The sequence below is a fragment of the Pseudomonas sp. 910_21 genome (assembly GCF_052850735.1).
This window is the reverse complement of record NZ_VXCY01000002.1, coordinates 1,035,882-1,059,893: the sequence shown is the minus strand read 5'-3', so window position 1 is coordinate 1,059,893 and position 24,012 is coordinate 1,035,882. Positions and strand designations below refer to the sequence as shown.

The following is a 24,012-nucleotide window of genomic DNA, read 5'->3' as shown; positions in this document are numbered from 1 at the left end:
CAACCGCTTTCGACCGAGAGGATCGAATCGTTAATAAGGCGAAAACACACTGCCCTACCAACTGCTTCTGGCTTCGATGAACTGAAGCGTAACCGCCGCCGAAAACTGCGTAACTCGTTGAATCTCAAGGAGTTTTCCGTTTCGACTGCGCCGGAAGTGGGGCGAATTATAGACCTGTAGAATCTGCCGTCAAGGGTTAATTTGCATTTTCTATGATTCAACGCAAAAAGCCTTGCCGACAGCTTCTATATAGAAGCGCAAAAAAGACTTTGCGCACTATATTGCTCATCGCTCATTAGTTAAGCATCATGGCCCACATGCTCCTCCCCTCACACTCTGGATGACTCCCTGCATGAACGACCAACCGCGCAGCCTTGCCTCGACCTTGTTTCCGGTGGGGCTACTGCTTATTGCCATGGCCTCGATTCAATCGGGCGCCTCCCTGGCCAAGAGCATGTTCCCCGTCGTTGGCGCCCAAGGCACAACCACCCTGCGCCTGATCTTCGCCAGCATCATCATGCTGCTTCTATTAAGACCATGGCGCGCCAAGTTCACCGCCAATACCCTGCGCACCGTGATCGTCTACGGTATGGCCTTGGGCGGGATGAACTTCCTCTTCTATATGTCCCTGAGAACTGTGCCCCTGGGAATTGCTGTCGCTCTGGAGTTCACCGGCCCCTTGGCGGTGGCCATCTACGCCTCACGCAAGGCTATCGACTTCCTGTGGATCGCCCTGGCCATCGTCGGACTACTGCTGCTCATTCCCACTGGAGCCACCGAAACCGCCATCGACCCGGTGGGCGCAGGCTACGCATTGGGGGCCGGAGTCTGCTGGGCACTGTACATCCTGTTCGGGCAAAAGGCCGGGGCCGAGAACGGTATCCAGACCGCAGCCCTGGGAGTAATGATCGCAGCACTCTTCGTCGCCCCCATTGGCATCGTCCACGCCGGCGCCGCCTTACTCACCCCTTCCTTGATCCCCGTAGCCCTGGGCGTGGCCATCTTGTCTACCGCGCTTCCTTATAGTCTGGAGATGGTCGCCCTAACCCGCATGCCAGCACGCACCTTTGGCACCCTGATGAGTATCGAACCTGCTTTCGGCGCACTTTCCGGCCTGCTGTTCCTGCACGAATACCTTTCCCTTGCGCAGTGGATGGCCATCGCCTGCATCATCCTTGCTTCCGTAGGAGCAACCATGACTATGCGTCGCGAGTCCAAACCATTAGTTGCGGTTGATTGAGATTCAACTCTGGTAATTACCGTTCAATTAGGCCATGTTTAGTCGGCTACTCAACGTCAACCATGGAGTTGTCAGACAGGGATATCGCAAACGTAAAAGACCACCGGTAATGCAGTCACACTCGGGCGATAGATCCGGGGCTAGCGATAAGGACGGGGATGAAACGATTTTTGATAGTGTTGGCCGTACTTGCTATTGCAGGCTGCGCTGCGACCGCGAAAACTGAAGTCAAACGGGGTAAGAAAGGACTCCACATCAACTGCTCGGGTTTGTCTTCTTCCTGGGACAAGTGCTACACCAAGGCCACCCAGTCCTGCGGCCCCAAGGGCTACAAGGTGATCGCAAAATCTGGTGATACCGTGGAAGACCCGGGGGATTACCCCTTCGGCCTGAACCCAGCCGGTTATACCAGCCGCAGCATGATCGTTATCTGCAAATAGCGGTACCGTTCAATCTTCGGGCAGCCCTTCCAGCTGCCCAATGATCTGCTCATGACTCGATGCCAGCACCTGCTGCTGAATACTCGGGCTTACCAGCATTCGCGCCACCACCAGCGCGCCGACACACTGCGACAGGATCGACCAGGCCAGGCTCTCGCTGCCCAAGGTCTGCGCCCAAGCCTGATGCAAACGGCAGATCCAGTCTTGCGCCTCCTGCCGTACTTCGACACTGCCCCGAGCAATCTCCGCGCCCAACGCTGGCAACGCACATCCCGCCCCCGGCTGCTGCAGATGCGCCACACTCAGGTACTGCTTCAAGCAACGCCGCAGCTTTGCCTGATTCTGCTGCCCCTCCCCGCCCAGACGCTCCAGGCTCTGGCTCAACTCGCGCTCGACGATGGAGCCGAACAGCTCGTCCTTGGATGTGAAGTGAGTATAAAAAGCCCCGCCACTGAGGCCGATGGCCTTCATTAACGCATCCACACCGACGGTAGAAAAACCATCGTTCTTGGCCTGGGTTGCACTGCTCTGCAACAGGCGTTCTCGGGTTTCCTGCTTATGACCGACTGAATAACGCATTCCTGATGGACTCCCCTACTTGCTTGACGACAGAAAAATCATAGCATAACGTTCGTTTAGTTAACGATCGTTTACCAAACAGCGAGCCTCCCATGACTACAGCCTTGAACAAGAACAAAGTCGTACTGGTGGTCGGTGCCGGTGATGCCACCGGTGGCGCCATTGCCAAGCGTTTCGCCGCAGAAGGCTTTACTGCCTGCGTGACCCGACGCAGCGCAGACAAACTGCAGCCGCTGGTAGACGCCATCCAGCAAACCGGTGGCCAAGCCCATGGCTTTGCCTGCGATGCCCGGAAAGAGGAGGACGTGGTGGCACTGATCGAACAGATCGAAACCCAGATTGGCCCGATCGAAGCCTTCGTCTTCAACATCGGTGCCAACGTCCCTTGCAGCATCCTTGAGGAAACCGCACGTAAATACTTCAAGATCTGGGAGATGGCCTGTTTTTCAGGCTTCCTCAATGCCCGCGAGGTGGCCAAGCGCATGGTCACCCGCAAGCGCGGCACCATCCTGTTCACCGGCGCCACCGCCGGGGTCCGCGGCGCCGCGGGCTTTGCCGCCTTTGCCGGCGCCAAGCACGGCATCCGCGCACTGGCCCAGAGCATGGCCCGGGAACTGGGGCCCTTGAACATCCACGTCGGCCATATCATCGTCGACGGTGCCATCGACACCGACTTCATCCGCACCAGCTTTCCCGAGAAATATGCCCTCAAGGATCAGGATGGCATCCTCAACCCCGAGCATATCGCCGAGAACTACTGGTACCTGCACAGCCAGCCCCGGGATGCCTGGACCTTCGAACTGGACCTGCGCCCCTGGAGCGAACGCTGGTAACCCCCTCTCCATAACAACAATCAGGGAATCTGGATCATGAATAAAAAGGTGGAGTTCTACTTCGACCTGGGCAGCCCTACTTCATACCTGGCTTACACCCAACTGCCGAAGATCTGTGCCCAGACCGGCAGTCAACTGGTCTACCAACCCATGCTGCTGGGCGGCGTCTTCAAGACCACCGGCAACGCGTCCCCCATCAGCGTCCCTGCCAAAGGCCGCTACATGTTGCAGGACCTGGCGCGCTTCGCCCAACGCTATCAGGTGCAGCTCAATTTCAACCCGCACTTTCCCATCAATACCCTGCTGCTGATGCGCGCCACTACCGGAGTGCAGATGCATTTGCCGGAACGCTTCATCGATTTCGTCGACTGCCTGTTCCGTGCACTCTGGGTCGACAAACGCAACCTCAACGACGCCGCCAGCGTCGCCCAGGTCCTGGAACAAGGCGGTTTCGACCCACAACAGATCCTCGACCTGAGCAATGCCGAGGACGTCAAGACCGCTCTCAAGAACAAGACCGAACAGGCGTTGCAACGGGGAGTATTCGGTGCTCCCAGCATGTTCGTGGGTGAGGAACTGTTTTTCGGTCAGGATCGGCTCGACTTCGTCCGAGAAGCCTTGAGCAAGTAACCACTGGCATCTGCGGCGACGCTTGAGTCGCCGCAGCCACCTCACCCGCGTTGCGCGGGTGAGGCCTTACTTCAGATCGCCGCAGTCCGAGCCTGCAACCACTCCAGCGCCGCCCCTTCCAACAGTGGACTGAGACGCCGACGAACATCACCGTGATAAGCGTTGAACCACTCACGCTCCTCCTGAGTCAGCAACGACGGCTCCAGGCAACGGCTGTCGATCGGGCACAGCGTCAGGGTTTCAAACCTCAGGAACTCACCAAACTCAGTAGTACCTGCCTCGCGGTTCAACACCAGATTCTCGATCCGCACTCCCCAACGCCCGGGACGATAAGTCCCCGGCTCGATGGAGGTGATCATCCCCGGCTGCATCGCGGTTTGCGGCGCTGGTGCGGCCTGATAGGCAATCACCTGCGGACCTTCATGAACGTTCAGGAAGTAACCGACACCATGCCCGGTGCCATGTCCGTAATCCACGCCTTCGGCCCAGATCGACGCACGAGCGATGGCATCCAGCAACGGCGAAAGAATGCCCCGTGGGAACTGCGCCCGGGACAACGCGATAACCCCCTTGAGCACTCGGGTGCAATCGCGCTTCTGCTCGGCACTCGGAGTACCGATAGGCACCATGCGGGTGATATCGGTGGTGCCGCCCAGGTACTGGCCACCGGAGTCGATCAGCAACAGACCATCGCCCTCGATCACCGCGTGCTCTTCAGGCGTAGCGTGGTAATGAGGCATCGCCCCATTGGCATTGAATGCGGCAATGGTATTGAAACTCAGGGATACGTAGCCCGGACGCCGCTCACGAGCCGCCGTCAGGTGTTTATCAATGGTCAGCTCGGTGACTCGTTCACGACCCAGGGCGCTCTCCAACCAGGCGAAGAATTCACAGAGGGCCGCGCCATCCTGCTCCATGGCCTGGCGAATGTGCTCGGCGTCCGCCAGGCTCTTGCGCGACTTGGCCAAGGTCGTGGGGTTGAGCCCTTCCAGCAGTTTCACCCCGGGAAGCAGATTGTCCAGCAGGCCACTGGTGACCCGTGCCGGATCAATCTGCAAGGTCGCACCTTCAGGCACTGCGCGCAGCGCCGCCGCCACTTCCGAATAGTCCCGCAGGCTCACGCCATCCGCCTCCAGCACCCCACGCAGGTGGTCATCGACCTTGCTCAAGGCCACGAACAAAGTGGCCTGCTGCTGGCTGATCAGGGCGAAGGACACAAACACCGGGTTGAATGAAACATCCGCCCCCCGCAGGTTGAACAGCCAGGCGATATCGTCGAGGGTGGCAATGAAATGCCAGTCCGCGCCCCGCTCCTTCAGGGTTTCCCGCAGCTTGCCGAGCTTCTCCACCCGGCTCTGCGTCGCCTGCGGCGGCAAGTGTTGATAGACCGGCTGATCCGGCAACGCGGGACGATCACTCCACACCTCCTGAAGCAGATCGATATCGGTCCGTAGATGGGCTCCGCGTTCCTGCAACTTGGCGCCCAAAGTGCGGGCCGAAGCCACAGCCATCACCGCGCCATCCACCGCCACCACCGCACCTTGCGGAGTCTGCTCCGCCAGCCAGTCCAGGGGGCCGGGCTGGCCCGGCTGCAACTTCACCAGTTCGATACCGCTGCCCTTGAGCTCCTTGCTGGCCTGTTCCCAATAACGACTGTCGGCCCAGACCCCGGCGAAATCCGCGGTCACGATCAGCGTGCCCACCGAGCCATGAAAGCCCGACAGCCACTGGCGCCCCTGCCAGTAACCCGGCAGGTATTCCGACAGATGCGGGTCGGCCGACGGCACCAGCAAGGCATGAATGCCCTCGCGGCTCATCAACTGACGGACGTGCGCCAAGCGCTGGGTGACCACTCCCTGGGTCGAAGGCTGGGTACTCATTGTGTCTCCTTAACCGGCTTATTCATTGTTATGGAAGGTCGAGATCACTCGCCCCTCAAGACTGGGCTCCGGCCCAGAACGCCGGAGCGGTGGCGCATGACGCCTTGATCAACTGTGCGGCGCGATCCACATCCTCCTCGGTGGTGAAACGCCCAAGGCTCAAGCGGATGGTGCGAGCGGCCTGTGATGCATCGTGCCCCAGGGCCAGCAGCACATGGGAAGGCGCATGGCTCGCCGAGTTGCAGGCCGAGGTCGCGGAAAACGCCAGGGACGCACTCAGTGCCGCCGAATCGAAGCCCCCCTCGCTGAAAGTCAGGCTCAAGGTATGGGGAATGCGCTGGCCGACACTGCCATTCAAGCGCAGGCCGGCAATGCCCGCCAGTTGCTCCAGCAATCGCTGGCGCAGACGGACGATGGTCGCGGTTTCTTCCTCGAACAGCTCACCCGCCAGGGCAAAGGCCGCGCCCATGGCGGCGATCTGGTGGGTGGCCAGGGTCCCGGAACGCAATCCGCCTTCGTGACCGCCACCATGAATCTGCGCCAGCAGCCGCTGCTGAGCCCGCGGCCCGACATACAGCGCGCCGATGCCCTTGGGGCCATACAACTTGTGCGCGGAGAACGACATCAGGTCCACCGGCCAGTGCTCAAGATCGATAGCCACCTTGCCGGCACCCTGGGCCGCGTCCACATGCAGCAACGCACCTCGCGCACGCACCACCTGGCCAATCGCCGGGATGTCGTTGAGGGTGCCCAGTTCGTTGTTGACCAGCATCAACGACACCAGAAAAGTGTCGTCGCGCAAGGCTTCACTGACCGCCTGGGCCGTGATCAACCCGTCGGCATCCGGCACCAGATAGGTCACCGCCACACCGGCTTCCTGCAACTGGCGGGCGGTGTCGAGCACCGCCTTATGCTCGATCTGGCTGGTGATGATGTGCCCACCGCTCAGGCCCCGGGCCTGCATCACGCCCTTGAGCGCCAGGTTGTTGGATTCGGTGGCACCGGAGGTCCAGACAATCTGCTCCGGCTGCGCGCCCACCAACTGTGCGACCTGCTGCCGGGCGCGCTCGACACTGCGCCGCGCCTCCTGGCCAAAAGCATGGGAACTGGACGCCGGGTTGCCGAAATTGGCGTTGAAACCCAGACACTCCAGCATCACCTGGATGACCCGCTCATCCACCGGCGTGGTGGCGGCGTAGTCGAAATAAAGAGGACGTTTGTTCATGACTGAAGACCCGCAGAGCTTGTTCCAGGATCGGCATTGGCTCAGAGAAGATGACGCACAAACGCGCCGTACAAGAACGGCGCGTCAAAGCAGGCACTCAGCAATACGCGATCGGATGCAGTTAAAGAAGAACAACTTCGTTTAAAAGTGCGTAGGAACGCTCCTGGGACGCAGCTTAACAGGCTCGGGGCAACGCGTTGAAGCGCCGCTTAACTGATGTTTTCCAGCAGCAGCGGCGCCAGGGAAATCACCAGCAATCCGGCCATTCCCAGATTGAACAGGCGCAGCCAGCGAGGATTGCGCAGCACGTTGCGCAGCAGGCTGCCGCACGCGGCCCAAAGGCTGACCGTAGGCGCATTGATCAAGGCGAACACCGCCGCGATCACCAGCACATTGGTGAAGTAGCCCTGCAACGGGGTGTAAGTGCTGATAGCCCCCACCGCCATCACCCAAGCCTTGGGATTGACCCACTGAAACGCCGCAGCCCCCCAATACCCCAACGGTTGCCCCTGGCCCTGTTGCTCCTCGGACATGGGCCCGGAACGGGCGATCTTCCACGCCAGGTACAGCAGGTACGCCGCTCCGACATATCGCAGCACGCTGTACAGCAACGGATAGGCCTCGAACACCGCCCCCAGGCCCAGGCCAACCGCCAGCACCAGAACGAAAAAACCGCAACTGATGCCGAGGATATGAGGAATGGAACGGTTGAAGCCGAAGTTCACCCCCGAGGCCAGCAACATGGTGTTGTTAGGGCCGGGCGTGATGGAAGTGACCAAGGCAAACAGGGCGAACGCCAACAGCAGGTCAAGGGAAAGGGTCATGAATGCAAGGTCCTGGGCAAGGTCGATCAGGTCTCGACCCTAACTCAGGGCCTGCCTGAAACCCACGGACAGTTGCGCAAAACTTCGACCAGTACAGTTTTAATCAACTGGCCGGATGGTGCCGACTGATATTGCGTTGGGCGCTCATCTCGCCCTGCCCATCGAACGCCCCAGGACGGCCAAGCAGCTCGGCCTTTTTCTGCTGGTACTCATCGAACGACAGGCCGCGACGATTCAAGGCTTCCAACGCCAGTTCGCGAGTTTCCCGGGCCGTGTAGGGACGCAACTCAGGAGTGCCCGGGCTGGCACAGCCGGCCAGCACACTAAAAACCAACATCAACAGAACAATGGAGGAAGCCTTCATGGCGAGCACCTGGAGCGGGTTGCGAACAATGCACAAAGGCTACTCCCGCACCAGCAACGGCAAAAATCATCCAGCTCGATAGTCGCTATCGACTGTTCCAAGGTCTTGGCAGTCGCGCCTCATATTCCATAACGACCTATAAATATGGAAACAAGCTCTTTTGAGGAATAACAACAAGCCTTTATAACAGCTGCATTGCGTTGCCCAACTGTTGCCCTGGCAACTGTTTGCCCAGCAACAGTCGATCAACAAAACAGTGCCTGCGCAACAGCAGCCAATCCGCTCCGGATCGCCCACAACCCCTGCAATACAAGGCTTTTACGGGTTGGTACAGCTCTTGCTCCCGATCCAGGACACCTGCCATTGCTCGCAGAGCAACTGTTTAAAAAGGAACCGATCATGTCCCGTCCCTTGAACGTTGTTGCCCTCTCCGGTGGAACCTGGCGCCCGTCCCGCACCCTGGTGCTGACCCAGGCCCTGCTGGACGAACTGTCCGGGCACCTGCCGATCAACAGCCACCTCATCGAATTGGGCGATATTGCCCGTCCGGTAGGCGCAGCCCTGTCGCGCCAGGAACTGCCGGCCGAAGTCGAGGCCGAGCTCCAGGCCATCGAAAACGCCGACCTGTTGATCGTCGCCGCCCCGGTCTATCGCGGCTCCTACCCCGGCCTGCTCAAGCATCTGTTCGACCTCATCGACCTGAACGCCCTGATCGATACCCCGGTGCTGCTGGCCGCAACCGGAGGCAGCGAACGCCACGCCCTGGTGCTGGATCACCAGTTGCGTCCGCTGTTCAGTTTCTTCCAGGCCCTGACCCTGCCGATTGGCGTGTACGCCACCGAAGCCGACTTCAGCAATTACCAGATCACCAGCGAACTGTTGAAAGCCCGCATCCAGCTGGCCGCCGAACGGGCCGCGCCGCTGTTTGGCGCTCACCCGAAAAACCTGCTGAAAATCGCTTAAGGACCTGTCATGGATGTGTTCTGGTTTCTTCCGACCCACGGCGACGGCCACTTCCTGGGCACTGCCCAGGGCGCCCGCCCGGTCACCCTCAACTACCTCAAGCAAGTGGCCCAGGCTGCGGACAGCCTGGGCTACCACGGCGTGCTGATTCCCACCGGACGCTCCTGCGAAGACTCCTGGGTCATCGCCTCGGCCCTGGTGCCGCTGACCGAACGCCTGCGCTATCTGGTGGCAATTCGCCCGGGAATCATCTCCCCCACCGTTTCCGCGCGCATGGCCGCAACCCTGGACCGGCTGTCCAACGGTCGCCTGCTGATCAACGTAGTCACCGGTGGCGATCCGGACGAAAACCGTGGCGATGGTAGCTTCCTCAGCCACAGCGAACGCTACGAAGTGACTGACGAATTCCTGCAGATCTGGCGCCGGGTGCTGCAAGGCGAAGCCGTGGACTTCGAAGGCAAGCACCTGCATGTACAGAACGCCAAAGCCCTGTATCCACCGGTGCAGAAGCCCTATCCACCGCTGTACTTCGGCGGTTCCTCCGAGGCCGCTCACGAATTGGCCGCCGATCAGGTGGATGTCTACCTGACCTGGGGCGAGCCTCCTGCAGCGGTCGCCCAAAAGCTGGCCGACGTGCGCGAACGCGCTGCGCGCAAGGGCCGCACCGTGAAGTTCGGCATCCGCCTGCACGTGATCGTCCGCGAAACCGAGGACGAAGCCTGGAAAGCCGCGGACAGGTTGATCGAACACATCAGCGACGAAACCATCGCCGCCGCCCAGCAATCCTTCTCGCGCTTCGACTCCGAAGGTCAGCGGCGCATGGCCGCCCTGCACGGCGGTCGCCGTGATCAGTTGCAGATCGCTCCCAACCTCTGGGCCGGAGTCGGCCTGGTGCGTGGCGGTGCCGGCACCGCCCTGGTGGGCAACCCGCAGCAAGTGGCCGAACGCATCAAGGAGTACGCCGACCTGGGCATCGAGAGCTTTATCTTCTCCGGCTACCCGCATCTGGAAGAGGCCTATCGCTTCGCCGAACTGGTGTTCCCACTGCTGCCGGAACCCTATGCCAGCCTGGCCGGCCGTGGCGTCACCAACCTGACCGGGCCGTTCGGCGAAATGATCGCCAACGACGTGTTGCCCAACAGCCGCTGAAATCCCCAAAGCTGTTGTAGGAGCCGGCTTGCCGGCGAAGGCGATCTTTCGGCCCTCTTCGCTGGCAAGCCAGCTTCTACAGCTCGCAGCACCTTTTCCCGGCCGCCACAACGGCCACGAACGAGGAACACCGCGTGACTGCCAAACCGCAAAGCGCCCTGTTGTCCCCCTTGCAGACCGCTCGCCAACTGACCGCCGAGTTTGCCCTCACCGCCGTCGAACGCGATGAACGTGGCGGCACCCCCAAGGCCGAGCGCGATGCCCTGCGCCACAGCGGCCTGCTGGCCCTGAGCATCCCCACCCAGTTCGGCGGGCTCGGCGCGCCCTGGAGCGAAACCCTGAACATCGTCCGCGAGTTCGCCAGGGTCGACAGCTCCATCGCCCACGTCTTTGGCTTCCATCACTTGATGCTGGCCACCGTGCGCCTGTTCGCCAAGCCAGAGCAATGGCAACCCTGGTTCGAACAGACCGCGCGCAAGAACTGGTTCTGGGGCAACGCCCTCAATCCGTTGGACACCCGCACCCTGGTCCGGAACCTCGGCGGTTGGCGCGAGTTCTCCGGCAAAAAGAGCTTCTGCTCCGGGGCCAGCGATTCGGAAATGCTCATCGCCTCGGCGGTGGATGAAAGCAACGGCGGCAAATTGCTGATCGCCGCCATCCCCAGCGGCCGCAGCGGCATCACCCTGCACAACGACTGGAACAACATGGGTCAGCGCCAGACCGACAGCGGCAGCGCCACCTTTGAACGGGTCAGGGTGGAAGAGTCGGAACTGCTGCTGGACCCGGGCCCGCTGAGCACGCCGTTCGCCTGCCTGCGCCCGCTGATCGCCCAACTGACCTTCACCCACATGTTCCTCGGCATCGCCGAAGGCGCCTTCGAGGAAGCCCGGCAATACACCCTCACCGAGACCCGGGTCTGGCATAGATCCAGCGCCCAGGATGTGCGCCAGGACCCTTATGTACTGCGCCACTACGGCGAATTCTGGGTGGCCCTGGAAGGCATCCGCCTGCTGGTGGAGCGGGCCGCCGGGCTGCTGGACCAGGCGTGGGCCAAAGGCCCCGGCCTCAGCGCCGAGGAGCGCGGGCACCTGGCCACCGCCATCGCCACCGCCAAGGTCGCCGCCAGCCGCCAGGGCCTGGACCTGTGCAGTCGCCTGTTCGAAGTCACCGGCGCACGCTCGACCCACGCTTCCCTGCGCCTGGACCGCCATTGGCGCAACCTGCGCACCCAGACCCTGCACGACCCGCTGGATTACAAGCTCCACGAACTGGGCGACTGGGCACTGAACCAGTCCCTGCCGACCCCGACCTTCTACTCCTAGCCTTATTGTTCACGGAGAGTGCCGATGCAGCTTCTGACCCTACCGCCCTCGCCCGCCCTGGCGACCTCGATCCGCGCCACCGCCCAGGTGTTCGAGGACCCGAAATCCCAGGCCCTGCTGGCGCACCTGCAACAGGTGGCACCCAGTGAAGCCAGCGTGCTGATCATCGGTGAAACCGGGACCGGCAAGGAACTGGTGGCACGCCACATCCACAACCTCAGCGCCCGGCGCAACCGGCCGTTCGTGGCGGTGAACTGCGGCGCCTTCTCCGAATCCCTGGTAGAGGCCGAACTGTTCGGCCATGAAAAAGGCGCCTTCACCGGCGCCCTCAGCGCCAAGGCCGGCTGGTTCGAAGAGGCCGACGGCGGCACCCTGTTCCTCGACGAGATCGGCGATTTGCCCATGGCCATCCAGGTCAAACTGCTGCGGGTGCTGCAGGAGCGTGAAGTGGTGCGCCTGGGCTCGCGCAAAAGCATTCCCATCGACGTGCGGGTCCTGGCCGCCACCAACGTGCAACTGGAAAAGGCCATCAATGCCGGGCACTTTCGCGAGGACCTGTACTACCGCCTGGACGTGGTCAGCCTGGAACTGAGCCCGCTGCGCGAACGCCCCGGCGACATCCTGCCCCTGACCCGGCACTTCATCGAGGCCTACAGCCAGCGTCTGGGTTACGGCAGCATCAGCATCAGCAAGGAGGCCGAACACAAACTCAAGAGCTACAGCTGGCCGGGCAACATCCGCGAACTGGAAAACGTCATCCACCACACCCTGTTGATCTGCCGCAATGGCGTGATCGAGCGCGATGACCTGCGCCTGTCGAACATGCGCATCGAGCGCGCCGACGACAGCCATCCCAGCCACGACGACTCCGCCGAAGCGCTGCTGGACCGCGCCTTCCAGAAACTCTTCGCCGAGCAGGCCGGCGCCTTGCATGAAAAGGTCGAGGACGCCCTGCTGCGCGCAGCCTATCGCTTCAGCCACTACAACCAGGTGCACACCGCCAACCTGCTGGGCTTGAGCCGCAACGTCACCCGCACCCGGCTGATCAAGATCGGCGAACTGGCGGTCAACAAGCGCCGCCCGGTGGACGCCCACAGCGAACGCACCCTGCAGCTGTCGATCTAGAGCAGGTTGCAGTGCAGGGCATTGTCCTGGCTGCGGGCAATGCTGCTCAGCACCTGGAACGAACCGAAGGTCACGGTCTTGGCCTGATGGGTCAGGATCAACTGCCAGAAATCCTGCTCGCCGCTCTCGAAACGCTCGAAAGCCGCCTCGCCGGCTTCCCGGGATTGCCATTGCAGGTAATTGAGCACCCGCCGACCATCGTCGCTGGCCTGCACGCTGGCACTGAGAAAGCCGCCATAGCCCTGGGCCAGGCGCTCGGTCTGCGCGGACAAGGCCGACACCAGGGCCTCCTGCTGATGAGGCTCGATCTCGAACTCGATCAATTGGGTAAAGCTGCGGTTTCTCTCAAATACGGCCATGAACTGCTCCCTACGGCGGTCGGACAGAATCTTGCGATTGAATGCGCTGCAGGGTAAAACCTCTAGTTAAGTCAAGGTCAAGCCTGTTTTTCATCCTGGTGCCCTTTAATGATCGAACCCGACGCCCTCCACAAAGAACTGACGGTTGGCCAACTGTCGGCCCGCAGCGGCGTGGCCGTGACCGCCTTGCATTTCTACGAAACCAAGGGGCTGATCAAGAGCAATCGCAACGCGGGCAACCAACGGCGCTACCCGCGTTCAGTGCTGCGTCGCGTGTCCCTGATCAAGGTGGCCCAGCGCCTGGGCATTCCCCTGGCGGAGATTGGCCAGGCCCTGGCGACTCTGCCCGCCGACCGCGCGCCCAGTGCCGCGGACTGGCAGCGCCTGTCGGAACAATGGAGCCGCGAACTGGACGAACGCATCCGCCAACTGAGCCTGCTGCGCGAGCGGCTGAACCAGTGCATCGGCTGTGGCTGCCTGTCCATGGAAGGGTGTCCGCTGCGCAATTATGGAGATGCCCTGGGAGACGCCGGCCCGGGCGCCCGCCTGCTGGAGCCCGACGCCGCCACCGACACTCCATAGCCGGCTTCCCTCGTAGGAACCGGCTTGCCGGCCAAGGCTGACTCTCGGGCCTCTTCGCTGGCAAGCCAGTTCCTACAGCGACAGCGCCCTCTTACCCGGAGGAGCCGGCTTGCCGGCGAAGGCGATCTCACGGGCCTCTTCCCTCGCAAGCCAGCTCCGACAGCGACATCGCCTTCATACCCGTAGGAGCCGGCTTGCCGGCTTGCCGGCGAAGGCGATCTCACAGGCCTCTTCCCTCGCAAGGCAGATGCCCACTCAGCGCTGGCAGGTAAGAAAACCTGTGGAGCATCGTAAGTAAAAACTTCCCTATGCTAATGTCGCGTCCTGCTTCCTACGACGAGCTCCGCTTCCATGCCAAGGACTGCCTCCTTCGAAAAGCCACGCTGGCTGCGCGATCTGCTGCGCTTTCTACCCCTGAAAAGCCAATTCGTACTGTCCGGCAATGTCCGCGACCTGCAAGCCAGTGAGGTGGCCCCCGGGGTCATTACCCCCCAGCCCTTCAACCTCAATCTGCGCGACGAACTGCTGGCGGCGGGCTACGCCCAGGTGCTGAGCTGGGACCCCCTTGGCGGTCTGCGCGTGCTGCTGCCTCCGGGCAGCGAACCGGCCCAGGCCGACAACCTGCTGCGCGAGTTGGGCCTGACCCCGGTGGAAGGAGCGGCGCCGGCCGGCCTCGATTTGCTGGCAGCCACCTTGCCGCGCCTGGTGGAGCGCCAAGGCGCGCCGCTGGCCCTGATTGTCGACTTTGCATCACGCCTGGTGATCCGCAATGACGCCCTGAGCGCCGCCGAGCACCAACTGTTCACCCAGGCCCTGGTGTTGTCCCACCAGGCCCGCAGTCGACCTGCCGGGGAACAGCGCACGCCGTTCTTCAACAGCATCCTCTGGGTGGTGGAAAAGGAAGGCGACCTGCCCGACTGGATGCTGATCGACAACCCGCGCCTGCGCCCCATTCCCGTGTCCAAACCCGACCAGCAGGCCCGCCAGGCGTTGGCGCCGGCGCTGTTGCGAGGCCTGCCCGGCGCCCAGGAGGCCAGCGAAGAAAGCCGCGACAACGCAGTGCGAGCCTTCGTTGAGAATACCGAAGGCCTGCTGCTGCTCGACCTCAATGCGATCGTCCAACTGGCCCGGGTCGAAGGCCTGGCCATGGAGCGCATTGGCGACGCGGTGCGCCGCTATAAAGTCGGCGTCACCGAAGACCCCTGGCTGAAGATCGACCGCCAGCGCATCCGCCAGGCCGACGACTTCATCCGCCAGCGGGTCAAGGGCCAGGCCCACGCGGTGACCCACATGCTGGATATCGTCAAGCGCGCCATGACCGGGGTCGGCGCCAGCCGCAAGGGCAACCGCCCCCGGGGCGTGGCGTTTCTTGCCGGGCCCACCGGGGTCGGCAAGACCGAACTGGCCAAGACCATCACCAGCCTGCTGTTTGGCGATGAAAGCGCATACATCCGCTTCGATATGTCGGAATTCAGCGCCGAACACGCCGACCAGCGCCTGGTAGGCGCGCCACCCGGCTATGTGGGCTACGACGTGGGCGGCGAACTGACCAACGCGATCCGCGAAAAACCCTTCAGCGTGGTGCTGTTCGACGAGATCGAAAAGGCCCACCCGCGAATCCTCGACAAGTTCCTGCAGATCCTCGATGACGGTGTGCTCACCTCAGGCCGGGGCGACCGGGTGTACTTCTCCGAGGCGCTGATCGTCTTCACCTCCAACCTGGGCATCTACCGCCAGGGCGACAACGGCGAACGGGTGGCCAACGTGCAGCCCGGCGAGGCCTTCGAAGCGGTGCAGGGCAAGGTCCAGGGCGAGATCGAGCGCTATTTCAAGCTGGTGCTCAACCGGCCGGAAATCCTCAACCGGATCGGCGAGAACATCATCGTCTTCGACTTCATCCGCCCGGACATCGCCGAGCAGATCTTCCAGCAGATGGTCGGCAACATCCTCGCCGACCTGGCCGCCCAGGCCCTGCATGTACAACTCGATGACGACTCCCAGCACAGCCTGCGCCAGCTGTGCCTGCAGGATTTGTCCAACGGCGGCCGGGGCATTCGCAACCAGCTGGAAGCGCACCTGCTCAACCCCCTGGCCCGGGCCCTGTTCGACCAGGATGCGCAGCCCGGCCAATCCTTCGAAGTTCGCCAACTGCAGGCCGGCAGCCTGCAACTGCTAGCCCGCGCCTCGTGAACATCAGCCTGTCGCGGGTGCACTTCCCGGTCACCACCTTGGGGCCCGGGCAGCGCCTGGGTCTGTGGTTCCAGGGCTGCAGCATCCGTTGTGCAGGCTGCATTTCCGCGGACACCTGGGGACCGGGCAAGCAGCCATTGCCGTTGACCAAGGTGCTGCACGACCTGCAACCCTGGCTGGCCCAGGCCGAAGGCATCACCCTGTCCGGTGGCGAGCCCTTCGACCAGCCCGAGGCGCTACTGGCCCTGCTTAGAGCCCTGCGCGAACGCACCCAGGTCGACATCCTGGTCTACAGCGGCCACGCCCTGGAAACCCTGCAACCGCTGCTGAAACAAGCCGAAGGCCTGCTGGACGCACTGATCTGCGACCCCTTCGAGCAACAACAGGCGCAAACGCTGGTCCTACGGGGCAGCGACAACCAGCGCCTGATCCTCTTGACCGAGCTGGGCCGCCAGCGTCTGTCCGCCTACCAGCGCCCGCTGCACCGCGAGGACCGCGCGCTGGATGTGATGTTCGACGACGACGGCAGTGTCTGGATGGCTGGAATCCCTCGGCGTGACGACCTGCTGCGTCTGCGCGACCTGCTGCACGACCAGGGCCACCAACTCCAGATCAGCGCCCACACCTCACGCCGCCGTTAACCGGAACCGCTACCGATGATACGTTTTTGCCCCAATTGCCAGACTGAACGCTCACTGGCCGAAATCTTCTGCGAAGGGCGGGTCGACAACCGAGCCTGCGGCTGGGAACTGTCCGCCGAAGCGATTCATCCCGAAGGCTGGCGCCCACAGCCGGTAGTCACCCTCGAAGCGCTTGAGCCGCAGCCCCCGGTCGCAGCGGACAGCGGCTCCCCCCTGGTCTGCGGCAACGGCCACGCCATGGCGGACGGCGACCTGATGTGCCTGGTCTGCGGCGCCGACCCGCTCGCCCCGGAGCAACAACCACCCACCGCGCCCCCAGCCGCCGACAGTGAAACCGTGATCGAAGGCTGGCGCCTGTTGCGTCAGATCAGCAGCGGCGGCGTGCGCGAGCGCTTTATCGCCGAGCACCGTGAAACCGCACACCAGGCGGTACTGACCCTGTACCAGGCCGGCGCCGAACCCGACCCGGCGGTGTACGAAGCCCTCAAGCGCCTGCCCCGGGAGCATGTACCGGACATCATCCTCACCGGCCGCTGGGACGAGCGCGCCTTCGAAGTAGCCGAAGAACTCACCGGCGGCACCCTGGCCGACCTGGGGATCGTGGTCAGCGATCGGGCGGCGGTGCAGCACATCGTCCGTGAACTGGGCCAAGCCCTGCATGCCTTCAGCGAAGCCGGCTTGCGCCACCGCGACCTGCGTCCCGCGACCTTGCTGGTGCGCAGCCGTGAGCCCCTGGACCTGGTGGTCAGCGGCTTCGGCTCGGCGCGTCTGTCCGAGTTCGACCTGGACATCGTCTCGCCTCTGGAAACCAGCCGCTACATGGCCCCCGAAGCCATCGCTGGGGGCGTGGCCGCCGCCTCCGACTGGTGGAGCCTGGGGATGATCCTGCTGGAACAGTTGACCCAGGGTGAGTGCTTCGCCGGCATCAATGCCAACGCCTACCTGATTCACATTCTGGCCAATGGCGTACTGCTGCCGGACGACCTCGACCCACGCCTGGAGCTGCTGCTGCGCGGCCTGCTGGCCCGGGATCGTCACCAGCGCTGGCAATGGCCCCAGGTGCAGGCCTGGCTGCAGGGCGAAAGCCCCAGCGTACCGGACTCGATCGCCAGCGAAGAGGACGCCGAGGAAGGCGCCAGCATCGCACTGGGCAGCCGGCGCTTTCGCCGACCGGGGCCGTTTGCCCTGGCGGCCGCCGAGGTCGAGCACTGGCCCCAGGCCCTGGATCACCTGTTGCGTGGGGTGATCGTCACCTGGGCCGAACAGGCTGGATTATCTGCCCGGCACTTGGCCGGCCTGCGCCAGGTGGCCCAGCACCAGGAGCTGGAAGACGACACCCGGCTGATGCTGGCGCTGAAACTGCTGAACCCGGAAATGCCGCTGATCCTGCGCGGCGAGATCGTCACCCCGGGCTGGCTGCTGGAGCATCCCCTGGACGGTTACCGGTTGATCAGCGGCCCGGCCCCGGACCTGCTGGAACGCCTGGAAACCGAGCACTGGCTGTCGCGGCTCAAACTACGGGCCGAACAGGTGCGCCAACGCGCCCTGCACCAGGCCATCGAACTGGACGAGGACCAGCTGCGCATCTACCTGCTCTCCAGTTCCCGCGCTCGTCTGGCCGCCCAGTGGGAAGAGCGCCAACGCCTGCTGCCGGACAGCGAGCACAACGGCATCTTGTCCCTGGCCGACCGACGCACCATCAGCGAAGAAGACCTGATCGTGCTGCTCAGTGCCGCCATCGGCCAGTTCCGCTCGGTGGACGCCATCCTCGAAGAAGCCACCACCCTGGCCCGCGAGGCCGTGGTCCTGAGCTTCGATGCCGATAGCGCCCGTACCCTGCTGGGGCTGCCGCGCCCGGCCTTGTACCGTGAAATTGACGAACGCATCAGCGGCTTCGCCCGCTGTGGCGTACCGAGCATCGATGAGTGGGCCGAGCAATTTCGCCTGGAACGGCGCATGCCCCTGGCCAAGGCCCTGGTGCTGCTAGCCATCGGCGCCGAACAGTGGCTGGAGCCGCAAAGGCAGCATTACGTTTCGCAGATCCTCGACTTTTTCGAGAAGAAGGTCGCCAGCGTGGTGCTGCGCGGCCCGCTGGTGCGCATGAGCATCGGCAAGACCACCGCCCGGGTCGACCTCAACGAATTGCACAGTGAACGCAGCCCGGCCCCGGCGCTGCTGGATCATCTGGTCGCGCGCAACGCCCAGCCCATCACCCTCGACCCGGCGTGCTTCGCCGAGAACCCGCAGCTGGATGCGCGACTCAACAGCCTGTACCGCCAAAGCTCGCTGTACAAACGCGACACCGGGATCGATGGCCTGTACCTGGGCTTCCCCTTCCTCCTGACCCGGGACCCGCGTGGTACCACCCGCACCCGCATCGCCCCCTTGCTGCTGTGGCCGGTCAAGCTGCTGCTGGAAGTCGGCAGCCGCGGCAAGGTGGCCCTGGTCTTCGACAGCGAGCGTGAAGAGGTGCGCCTCAACCCGGGGCTCGACACCTTGCTGGGCATCGATGCCGCCAAGCTCTGGCGCAAGGCCGCCGACGAACTGCTGGGGCGCTCGGCGCTCAAGGCCGGCGACGTCATGGACGCCTTCGGCATGCTGGCCACTGCCAGCTCCCGAGTGCTCGGCAGCCTGCCGCCGGCGACCACCGAAGTGCAGCCCTACCAGGATCAACTGGCCTGTGCCGCCGTGCTGTTCCATGTGGCCTTCATGGGCCAGGCCATCGGCGAGGATCTGCGCCAGCTCAAGGCCCTGCCTCCCGGCGGCACCGGCCTGGAAACCGCCCTGCGCCTGAACCCGACGCAACCAGACAGCAGCGACAGCCAGGCCACCGCGCTCGCGCCTGAACTGCAGCGCTTCTTTACCGTGGCCAGCGACCCCTCCCAGGAAGCCGCCGTACTCCAGGCCCGCCAGGCCCCCGGGTTGCTGGTGGAAGGCCCACCCGGCACCGGCAAGAGCCAGACCATCGTCAACATGGTGGCCGATGCCATCGGTCGCCAGCGCAGCCTGCTGATCGTCTGCCAGAAGCACGCCGCCCTGGAAGTGGTGCACAAGCGCCTGGTGGCCGAGGGTCTGGGCAACCGGGTGGTGATGCTCAACGACATCAACCGCGACCGTGAACCGGTGATCCGCAGTGTCCGCGAACAGCTCGAAGCCCTGTTCAAGGGCGATGCCGCCCAGCAACCCTGGCTGCACCAGCGCGAACGCCTGGCGGCGCGCATCGAAGCCCTGGAAGGTGAACTGGATCGTTTCCACCTGAGCCTGCACCGCATCGATGAACACTGTGGCTTGAGCTACCGCCAGTTGATCGGCGAACTGATCGGCCTGGAACAGGGGCCTGCGCCACTGGATGTTCCGGTCTTGCGCCAGCACCTGGCCGCCCTGGACATCGCCGACCTGACGCGTCTGGAAGAAGCCTGTGCACCGCTGATCCGCCTGTGGCTGCCGGCCCGCTATGAACAGAGCGCCCTGGCCCAACTGCAACCTTTCCCCACTGATGCAGCCACCCTGCAAGCGTTCAACCAGGGCTTCGAGCGCCTGTTGAGCTGCGAAGAGCAGCGCCTGGACACCCTGCAGGCGCACCCGGCCGACTTCGAAGTCGACGACCCGGCGCCCTACCGCGCCTGGCTTGAACAGCACGTGCACAGCCTGCTGGGCCTGGACGATGAGCGCCGCCAACGGCTGGCGCGCTGGCTCCCCCTGTTCCGTGGCAGCAACAGCCAAGTAACGCAAGGCGACGAGCTGATCCAAGCCCTGCAGGCCCTGCGCCAACAACTGGAGCAATGCGACGCGGCGGCCCATCAGGCCGATCTGGCGCCGGGCCTCAGCGCCCTGCCCGCGGCCCAGCTGCGCACCCTGCAGCACCGCACCCGCGCGGTTATCCAGGGTCGTTCCTGGCTGGCACGCCTCAACCCGCTGCGCCTGATCCGCCAGCGCCAGTTGCTGGCCTTCCTCGCTGAACAGGGCGCCCCGGCCGAGCCGCAGCGCCTGCCGGAACTGCTGGCGGCGGCCCAGCTGGAAAGCCAGTGGCGGCCATTGCGCAACCAGTTGCAGCAACTGCATCAGCAACTGAGCCTTGCAGAGATCGCCAGCGACTGTGGCCCGGGCCTGCTGCCGCAGGTACGCCAGGACCTCGGGCACCTGGAAGAGATCCGCACCCTGGCGCAGGCCATGGCGCAAGCTCCCCGGGTGGAGCAACTGGACGCAGTGGTCCTGACCGGCCAACGGCAATCTTTGGACAGCCTGCTGGCCGGTTATGACGCGGCCTTTATCCGCCACAGCGTGCGCCAGGACAGCCTGACTGCCCTGCAACGCCTGAATCAGTGGCTGCAACCCGAGCTGCTGGGCCAATTGCGCCAGCGCGTGGAGCTCAACCAGAGCAATCAGTTGCCCCTCAATCGCCTGCGCGAAGCCTTGCCGACCCTGAGCGCCTACCAGGCGTTCCGCGCCCGGGCCGGCCAACTGGCGCCGGCAGACCTGGAGTTGCTGGGGGTACTGCGGGACTACCAAGCGACGCTCGATGGGATTCCCGCCGAGCAACTGGAAACCGTGGTCCGACGCATGCTCAACCGTGAAGCGCGACTGGGCTGGAAACGCCAGATGGAACAACGCCAACCCGAGCTGATGCTGGAGCACAGCGAAACCGCGGCGAAGATCACCAGCCTCGGGGAAGCCGACACCCAGATGCGCAGCCTCAACCGCCAACTGCTCAGTGAAGGCATCGAGCTGTCGCGCCTGGGTACCCGCAAACAATGGGAAGACGTCACCCGCCTCACTGGACGGCGTTCGCGCAGGCTGCGCGAGTTCATGGAGATGGGCGCGGGGCTGGGGCTGATGAGCCTGCGACCGGTGTGGCTGATGAACCCGGACGTGGCCAGCCGGGTGCTGCCGCTCAAGCCCGGACTGTTCGATATCGTGATCTACGACGAAGCCTCGCAGATGCCCGTGGAGTTCGCCCTGCCGACCCTGTACCGGGGCCGAGTCACGGTGGTCAGTGGCGACGAGAAGCAGATGCCGCCCACGGCCTTCTTCTCCAGCCGGGTGGAAAGCGACGAAGCCGAACTGTTCGAGGGCGACCAGCCGGACGCCGACGCTGACGAAGAACAACGCGAAGCCTTCGAAGACACCTGGAACCGTCGCGAAATCAAGGACTGCCCGGACCTGCTGCAACTGGCCCGCAGCGCGTTGCCCGCCACCACCCTGCAGATCCACTACCGCTCGGCCTACCGTGAGCTGATCGGTTTCTCCAACGCCTCGTTCTATGGCAACCGGTTAAGCATTCCGGTGCGTCACCCAGAGGCCAATATCCTCGCCATCAAGCCGTTGGAACTGATCCGCGTGGACGGCATCTACCAGCAGCAGGTCAACCCTGACGAGGCCGAACGGGTGGTCGACTACCTGGCCGAGCTGTGGCAAACGCCCTACGCCGAACGACCCTCGGTGGGCGTGGTGACCTTCAACCGCAAGCAGGCCGACCTGATCGAGGAGCGCCTGGAGCTGCGCGCCGAGCAGGACCCGGTGTTTCGTGCGGCCTACAGCCAGGAGCGCGAACGCAGCGAGGACGGCGAGGACATGTCGGTGTTCGTCAAGAACGTCGAGAACGTCCAGGGCGATGAGCGCGACATCATCGTGTTCTCCTCGACCTTCGGGCGTAACAGCCAGGGCAGTTTCCGGCGCAACTTCGGGGTCCTGGGGCAAACCGGCGGCGAACGTCGGCTCAATGTGGCGGTAACCCGGGCCCGGCGCAAAGTGGTGATGATCACCTCGATGCCGATTGCCGATATCTCCGACATGCTCACCACCCAGCGCCCACCCGCCAGCCCGCGGGACTACCTGCAAGGCTACCTGGAGTACGCCCGCGCCCTGTCGGCCGGTGAGTTCGCCAGCGGCCACAACCTGCTGGGGCGTTTGGTCACCGAGCGCCAGGATGCAAAGGTCCAGCACAACGCCCACAGCGACGGTTTCACCCAGGCGGTAGCGGCATTCATCCGTACCCTGGGCTGGAACCCGGTCAGTGCCAACGAAGGGGATGCCTTCGGCCTGGACTTTGCCATCGAGCACCCCGATACCGGGCTCTACGCCCTGGGCATCGAATGCGATACCCCGCGCCATGGGCTGCTGAGCCGCGCCCGCTCCCGGGAGATCTGGCGGCCATCGGTCCTGCGCCGGGCCATTCCCCATCTGCATCGGGTCTCGTCGCAAGCCTGGTACCACGACCCGCAAAGCGAACGTGCGCGTCTGCAGGCCGCCATCGAGCAGGCCCTGCAACCGCTGGCCGGCAGTGCGGCACAGACGCAACCCCAAGCCCTGGCTGACACGGAGCAAACCCCATGAGCGGCCCGAAAGTGGTGCGTATCGTCACCCGCGAAGAGATCCTGGAAATCTGCGCCGGCCACCTGCGGCGCCTGGAGCAGGCGATTGCCCGCTGGGAAGCACAGGCGCAACGCCTGGGGCAACTGAGCGAACAGGAACGGGCCGCCACCCACGGGCGTTTCCAACAGTTGCGCCAATTGATCGAGGCCGATCGCCTGCTGGATCTGCAAAAGCAGGTGCCAATCGAAATCCAGTTCCTCAAGGACGATCTGCAACAGCGGGAAAACCGCGCGGTGCAGCAGGCCACGCAACAGCGCCAACTGGCCCGCCGCCAGCGGGAAAACGCCGCCACTCTGCTGGGCGCGCTGCAAGGCAAAGCGCTGCCAACCGAACTGCTGCAACAGTTGCAGGCGATTGCCGACGGACAGCCCGTGGCGGCTGTCGAGTCGACTCTCGCCCAGGGTTTCGCCAGCCTCGGTGCCGCAGCCGAAGAACAGGGCCTGAGCGAGGCACAGCAGCAACTGGCCCGACGCCTGCAAGGCGAGAATGCTACCCAGACCCTGGCGCAATGGCGCGCCGCCCATGAGCAAAAGGAACCCAGGCTGGAACGCATCGAGCAACACATTGCCCAGTTGCTGACCCTCGATGATCAGGCCAGTGCCGAACCCTACCTGGCCAAGTTGCGCCAGATAGACGCCGAAACCCGCGTGCAGCAGCGCAACCTGCTGCTGGACAGCCTGGTGCTGGAACTGGCCCAGGCCACCCGCGACAGCCATGAACGCCGCGCGCGCCTGGTTCTTCTCCAGGAGCTGGCCAATGAAGTCGCGATCCTGTGTCCCGCGGCTGTCGAGCAAGAGCTGGCCCAGGCCGGACAATGCAGCCTGGCCAATATGGCGCCAGTGGATGAGCTGATTGCCCGGTTCAACACGCTGATCGAAGCCGAGCTGCAACAACGCGCCGCCCTGGCCCGCCGCCAGGCAGTACTCGAAGGCCTGGCTGGCCTGGGCTACGAAGTCCGCGAGGGCATGGCCACTGCCTGGGCCAAGGAAGGTCGGGTAGTGCTGCGCAAGAGCGCCACTCCGGGGTATGGCGTGGAGGTCGGAGGCACGGCCGACAACGGCCGGCTGCAAGTACGTGCGGTGGCCCTCAGCGCCCAGCGCGATACCCTGCGCGACAAAGACATCGAGACCCTCTGGTGCGGCGAATTCCAGCGTCTGCAAGCCCTGCTGGCCGCCCAGGGTGACGCCCTGAGCATCGAGAAAGCACTGGCCGTAGGGGCCGTACCGCTCAAGGAAGTGCAACTGGACGACACCCGGCAGGAATACCGGGAGCAGGCGCAACAGCGCACCTGACC

20 protein-coding genes are annotated in these 24,012 nt (G+C 63.8%); 14 read left to right on the top strand and 6 right to left on the bottom strand.

The window, feature by feature from the left end:
* The 3 genes from FW796_RS09995 to FW796_RS09985 all read left to right on the top strand — a co-directional run.
* A partial coding sequence (locus tag FW796_RS09995; RefSeq protein ID WP_446439302.1) for a hypothetical protein occupies positions 1-180 on the top strand: 180 nt, incomplete at its 5' end.
* A 172-nt stretch (positions 181-352) separates the two neighbouring features.
* Positions 353-1,240 carry a threonine/homoserine exporter RhtA gene (gene rhtA, locus FW796_RS09990; RefSeq protein ID WP_346632083.1) on the top strand — a complete coding sequence of 296 codons (888 nt, stop codon included), beginning with the start codon at positions 353-355 and terminating at the stop codon, positions 1,238-1,240.
* A gap of 158 nt (positions 1,241-1,398) precedes the next feature.
* Positions 1,399-1,680: a hypothetical protein gene (locus FW796_RS09985; RefSeq protein ID WP_317069416.1), complete on the top strand. Its 282-nt coding sequence runs from the start codon at positions 1,399-1,401 to the stop codon at positions 1,678-1,680.
* 9 nt (positions 1,681-1,689) lie between these two features.
* Here the strand turns inward: FW796_RS09985 and FW796_RS09980 are convergent, their stop codons facing one another.
* Entirely contained in the window at positions 1,690-2,259 is a 570-nt protein-coding gene (locus FW796_RS09980) for a TetR/AcrR family transcriptional regulator (RefSeq protein WP_346632084.1), read from the bottom strand.
* Positions 2,260-2,351: 92 nt separating this feature from the next.
* Here FW796_RS09980 and FW796_RS09975 point away from each other — a divergent pair, with 92 nt between their 5' ends.
* Together FW796_RS09975 and FW796_RS09970 are read left to right on the top strand one after the other, a co-directional pair.
* Positions 2,352-3,092, top strand: a complete 741-nt coding sequence (locus tag FW796_RS09975; protein WP_123727151.1) for an SDR family oxidoreductase — start codon at positions 2,352-2,354, stop codon at positions 3,090-3,092.
* Between the two features lie 36 nt (positions 3,093-3,128).
* Entirely contained in the window at positions 3,129-3,722 is a 594-nt protein-coding gene (locus FW796_RS09970; RefSeq protein ID WP_346632085.1) for a 2-hydroxychromene-2-carboxylate isomerase, read from the top strand.
* Positions 3,723-3,793: 71 nt separating this feature from the next.
* On the opposite strand, the gene FW796_RS09965 is transcribed toward FW796_RS09970, so the two are convergent.
* From FW796_RS09965 to FW796_RS09950, 4 genes are all read right to left on the bottom strand, one after another.
* Positions 3,794-5,602, bottom strand: a complete 1,809-nt coding sequence (locus tag FW796_RS09965; RefSeq protein WP_446439301.1) for an aminopeptidase P family protein — start codon at positions 5,600-5,602, stop codon at positions 3,794-3,796.
* A gap of 55 nt (positions 5,603-5,657) precedes the next feature.
* Positions 5,658-6,827 (bottom strand): cysteine desulfurase family protein, encoded by a 1,170-nt coding sequence (locus FW796_RS09960; RefSeq protein WP_346632087.1) that lies wholly within the window; start codon positions 6,825-6,827, stop codon positions 5,658-5,660.
* Between the two features lie 209 nt (positions 6,828-7,036).
* On the bottom strand, positions 7,037-7,651 hold the full coding sequence (locus FW796_RS09955; RefSeq protein ID WP_346632088.1) for a LysE family translocator: 615 nt from the start codon (positions 7,649-7,651) through the stop codon (positions 7,037-7,039).
* 103 nt (positions 7,652-7,754) lie between these two features.
* Positions 7,755-8,015 carry a hypothetical protein gene (locus tag FW796_RS09950; RefSeq protein WP_346632089.1) on the bottom strand — a complete coding sequence of 87 codons (261 nt, stop codon included), beginning with the start codon at positions 8,013-8,015 and terminating at the stop codon, positions 7,755-7,757.
* Positions 8,016-8,414: 399 nt separating this feature from the next.
* On the opposite strand from FW796_RS09950, the gene msuE reads away from it, so the two are divergent.
* The 4 genes from msuE to FW796_RS09930 all read left to right on the top strand — a co-directional run bounded on the left by msuE (position 8,415) and on the right by FW796_RS09930 (position 12,574).
* Entirely contained in the window at positions 8,415-8,978 is a 564-nt protein-coding gene (msuE, locus tag FW796_RS09945; protein WP_346632090.1) for an FMN reductase, read from the top strand.
* A gap of 9 nt (positions 8,979-8,987) precedes the next feature.
* Entirely contained in the window at positions 8,988-10,127 is a 1,140-nt protein-coding gene (ssuD, locus tag FW796_RS09940) for an FMNH2-dependent alkanesulfonate monooxygenase (protein ID WP_446439300.1), read from the top strand.
* 134 nt (positions 10,128-10,261) lie between these two features.
* The gene (locus FW796_RS09935; RefSeq protein ID WP_446439299.1) at positions 10,262-11,449 is read left to right on the top strand and encodes an acyl-CoA dehydrogenase family protein; all 1,188 of its coding nucleotides are present in this window, start codon (positions 10,262-10,264) and stop codon (positions 11,447-11,449) included.
* A 24-nt stretch (positions 11,450-11,473) separates the two neighbouring features.
* Complete coding sequence (locus tag FW796_RS09930; RefSeq protein ID WP_102880375.1) at positions 11,474-12,574, top strand: sigma-54 interaction domain-containing protein; 1,101 nt, start codon at positions 11,474-11,476, stop codon at positions 12,572-12,574.
* Here the strand turns inward: FW796_RS09930 and FW796_RS09925 are convergent.
* Positions 12,571-12,933, bottom strand: a complete 363-nt coding sequence (locus FW796_RS09925) for an antibiotic biosynthesis monooxygenase (protein WP_446439298.1) — start codon at positions 12,931-12,933, stop codon at positions 12,571-12,573. The two genes, FW796_RS09930 and FW796_RS09925, sit on opposite strands and share 4 nt — an antisense overlap.
* Before the next feature lie 108 nt (positions 12,934-13,041).
* Here FW796_RS09925 and soxR point away from each other — a divergent pair, with 108 nt between their 5' ends.
* The 5 genes from soxR (at position 13,042) to FW796_RS09900 (ending at position 24,010) form a co-directional block, all read left to right on the top strand.
* A complete protein-coding gene (gene soxR, locus FW796_RS09920) occupies positions 13,042-13,515 on the top strand; it encodes a redox-sensitive transcriptional activator SoxR (protein ID WP_346632094.1) in 474 nt (157 codons plus the stop codon).
* Positions 13,516-13,866: 351 nt separating this feature from the next.
* On the top strand, positions 13,867-15,705 hold the full coding sequence (locus FW796_RS09915) for an AAA family ATPase (protein ID WP_446439297.1): 1,839 nt from the start codon (positions 13,867-13,869) through the stop codon (positions 15,703-15,705).
* On the top strand, positions 15,702-16,346 hold the full coding sequence (locus FW796_RS09910; RefSeq protein ID WP_446439296.1) for a 4Fe-4S cluster-binding domain-containing protein: 645 nt from the start codon (positions 15,702-15,704) through the stop codon (positions 16,344-16,346). Before FW796_RS09915 ends, FW796_RS09910 begins: the two co-directional genes overlap by 4 nt.
* Before the next feature lie 15 nt (positions 16,347-16,361).
* Positions 16,362-22,679 (top strand): AAA domain-containing protein, encoded by a 6,318-nt coding sequence (locus FW796_RS09905; RefSeq protein ID WP_446439295.1) that lies wholly within the window; start codon positions 16,362-16,364, stop codon positions 22,677-22,679.
* Positions 22,676-24,010, top strand: coding sequence for a hypothetical protein (locus FW796_RS09900; RefSeq protein WP_446439294.1), 1,335 nt, complete (start codon positions 22,676-22,678; stop codon positions 24,008-24,010). Before FW796_RS09905 ends, FW796_RS09900 begins: the two co-directional genes overlap by 4 nt.
* Positions 24,011-24,012 lie beyond the last annotated feature (2 nt).

Coding starts and splice junctions, on each gene's coding strand:
- rhtA (WP_346632083.1), top strand. CDS start 353: ATGAACGACCAACCGCGCAGCCTTGCCTCGACCTTGTTTCCGGTGGGG.
- FW796_RS09985 (WP_317069416.1), top strand. CDS start 1,399: ATGAAACGATTTTTGATAGTGTTGGCCGTACTTGCTATTGCAGGCTGC.
- FW796_RS09980 (WP_346632084.1), bottom strand. CDS start 2,259: ATGCGTTATTCAGTCGGTCATAAGCAGGAAACCCGAGAACGCCTGTTG.
- FW796_RS09975 (WP_123727151.1), top strand. CDS start 2,352: ATGACTACAGCCTTGAACAAGAACAAAGTCGTACTGGTGGTCGGTGCC.
- FW796_RS09970 (WP_346632085.1), top strand. CDS start 3,129: ATGAATAAAAAGGTGGAGTTCTACTTCGACCTGGGCAGCCCTACTTCA.
- FW796_RS09965 (WP_446439301.1), bottom strand. CDS start 5,602: ATGAGTACCCAGCCTTCGACCCAGGGAGTGGTCACCCAGCGCTTGGCG.
- FW796_RS09960 (WP_346632087.1), bottom strand. CDS start 6,827: ATGAACAAACGTCCTCTTTATTTCGACTACGCCGCCACCACGCCGGTG.
- FW796_RS09955 (WP_346632088.1), bottom strand. CDS start 7,651: ATGACCCTTTCCCTTGACCTGCTGTTGGCGTTCGCCCTGTTTGCCTTG.
- FW796_RS09950 (WP_346632089.1), bottom strand. CDS start 8,015: ATGAAGGCTTCCTCCATTGTTCTGTTGATGTTGGTTTTTAGTGTGCTG.
- msuE (WP_346632090.1), top strand. CDS start 8,415: ATGTCCCGTCCCTTGAACGTTGTTGCCCTCTCCGGTGGAACCTGGCGC.
- ssuD (WP_446439300.1), top strand. CDS start 8,988: ATGGATGTGTTCTGGTTTCTTCCGACCCACGGCGACGGCCACTTCCTG.
- FW796_RS09930 (WP_102880375.1), top strand. CDS start 11,474: ATGCAGCTTCTGACCCTACCGCCCTCGCCCGCCCTGGCGACCTCGATC.
- FW796_RS09925 (WP_446439298.1), bottom strand. CDS start 12,933: ATGGCCGTATTTGAGAGAAACCGCAGCTTTACCCAATTGATCGAGTTC.
- soxR (WP_346632094.1), top strand. CDS start 13,042: ATGATCGAACCCGACGCCCTCCACAAAGAACTGACGGTTGGCCAACTG.
- FW796_RS09915 (WP_446439297.1), top strand. CDS start 13,867: ATGCCAAGGACTGCCTCCTTCGAAAAGCCACGCTGGCTGCGCGATCTG.
- FW796_RS09905 (WP_446439295.1), top strand. CDS start 16,362: ATGATACGTTTTTGCCCCAATTGCCAGACTGAACGCTCACTGGCCGAA.
- FW796_RS09900 (WP_446439294.1), top strand. CDS start 22,676: ATGAGCGGCCCGAAAGTGGTGCGTATCGTCACCCGCGAAGAGATCCTG.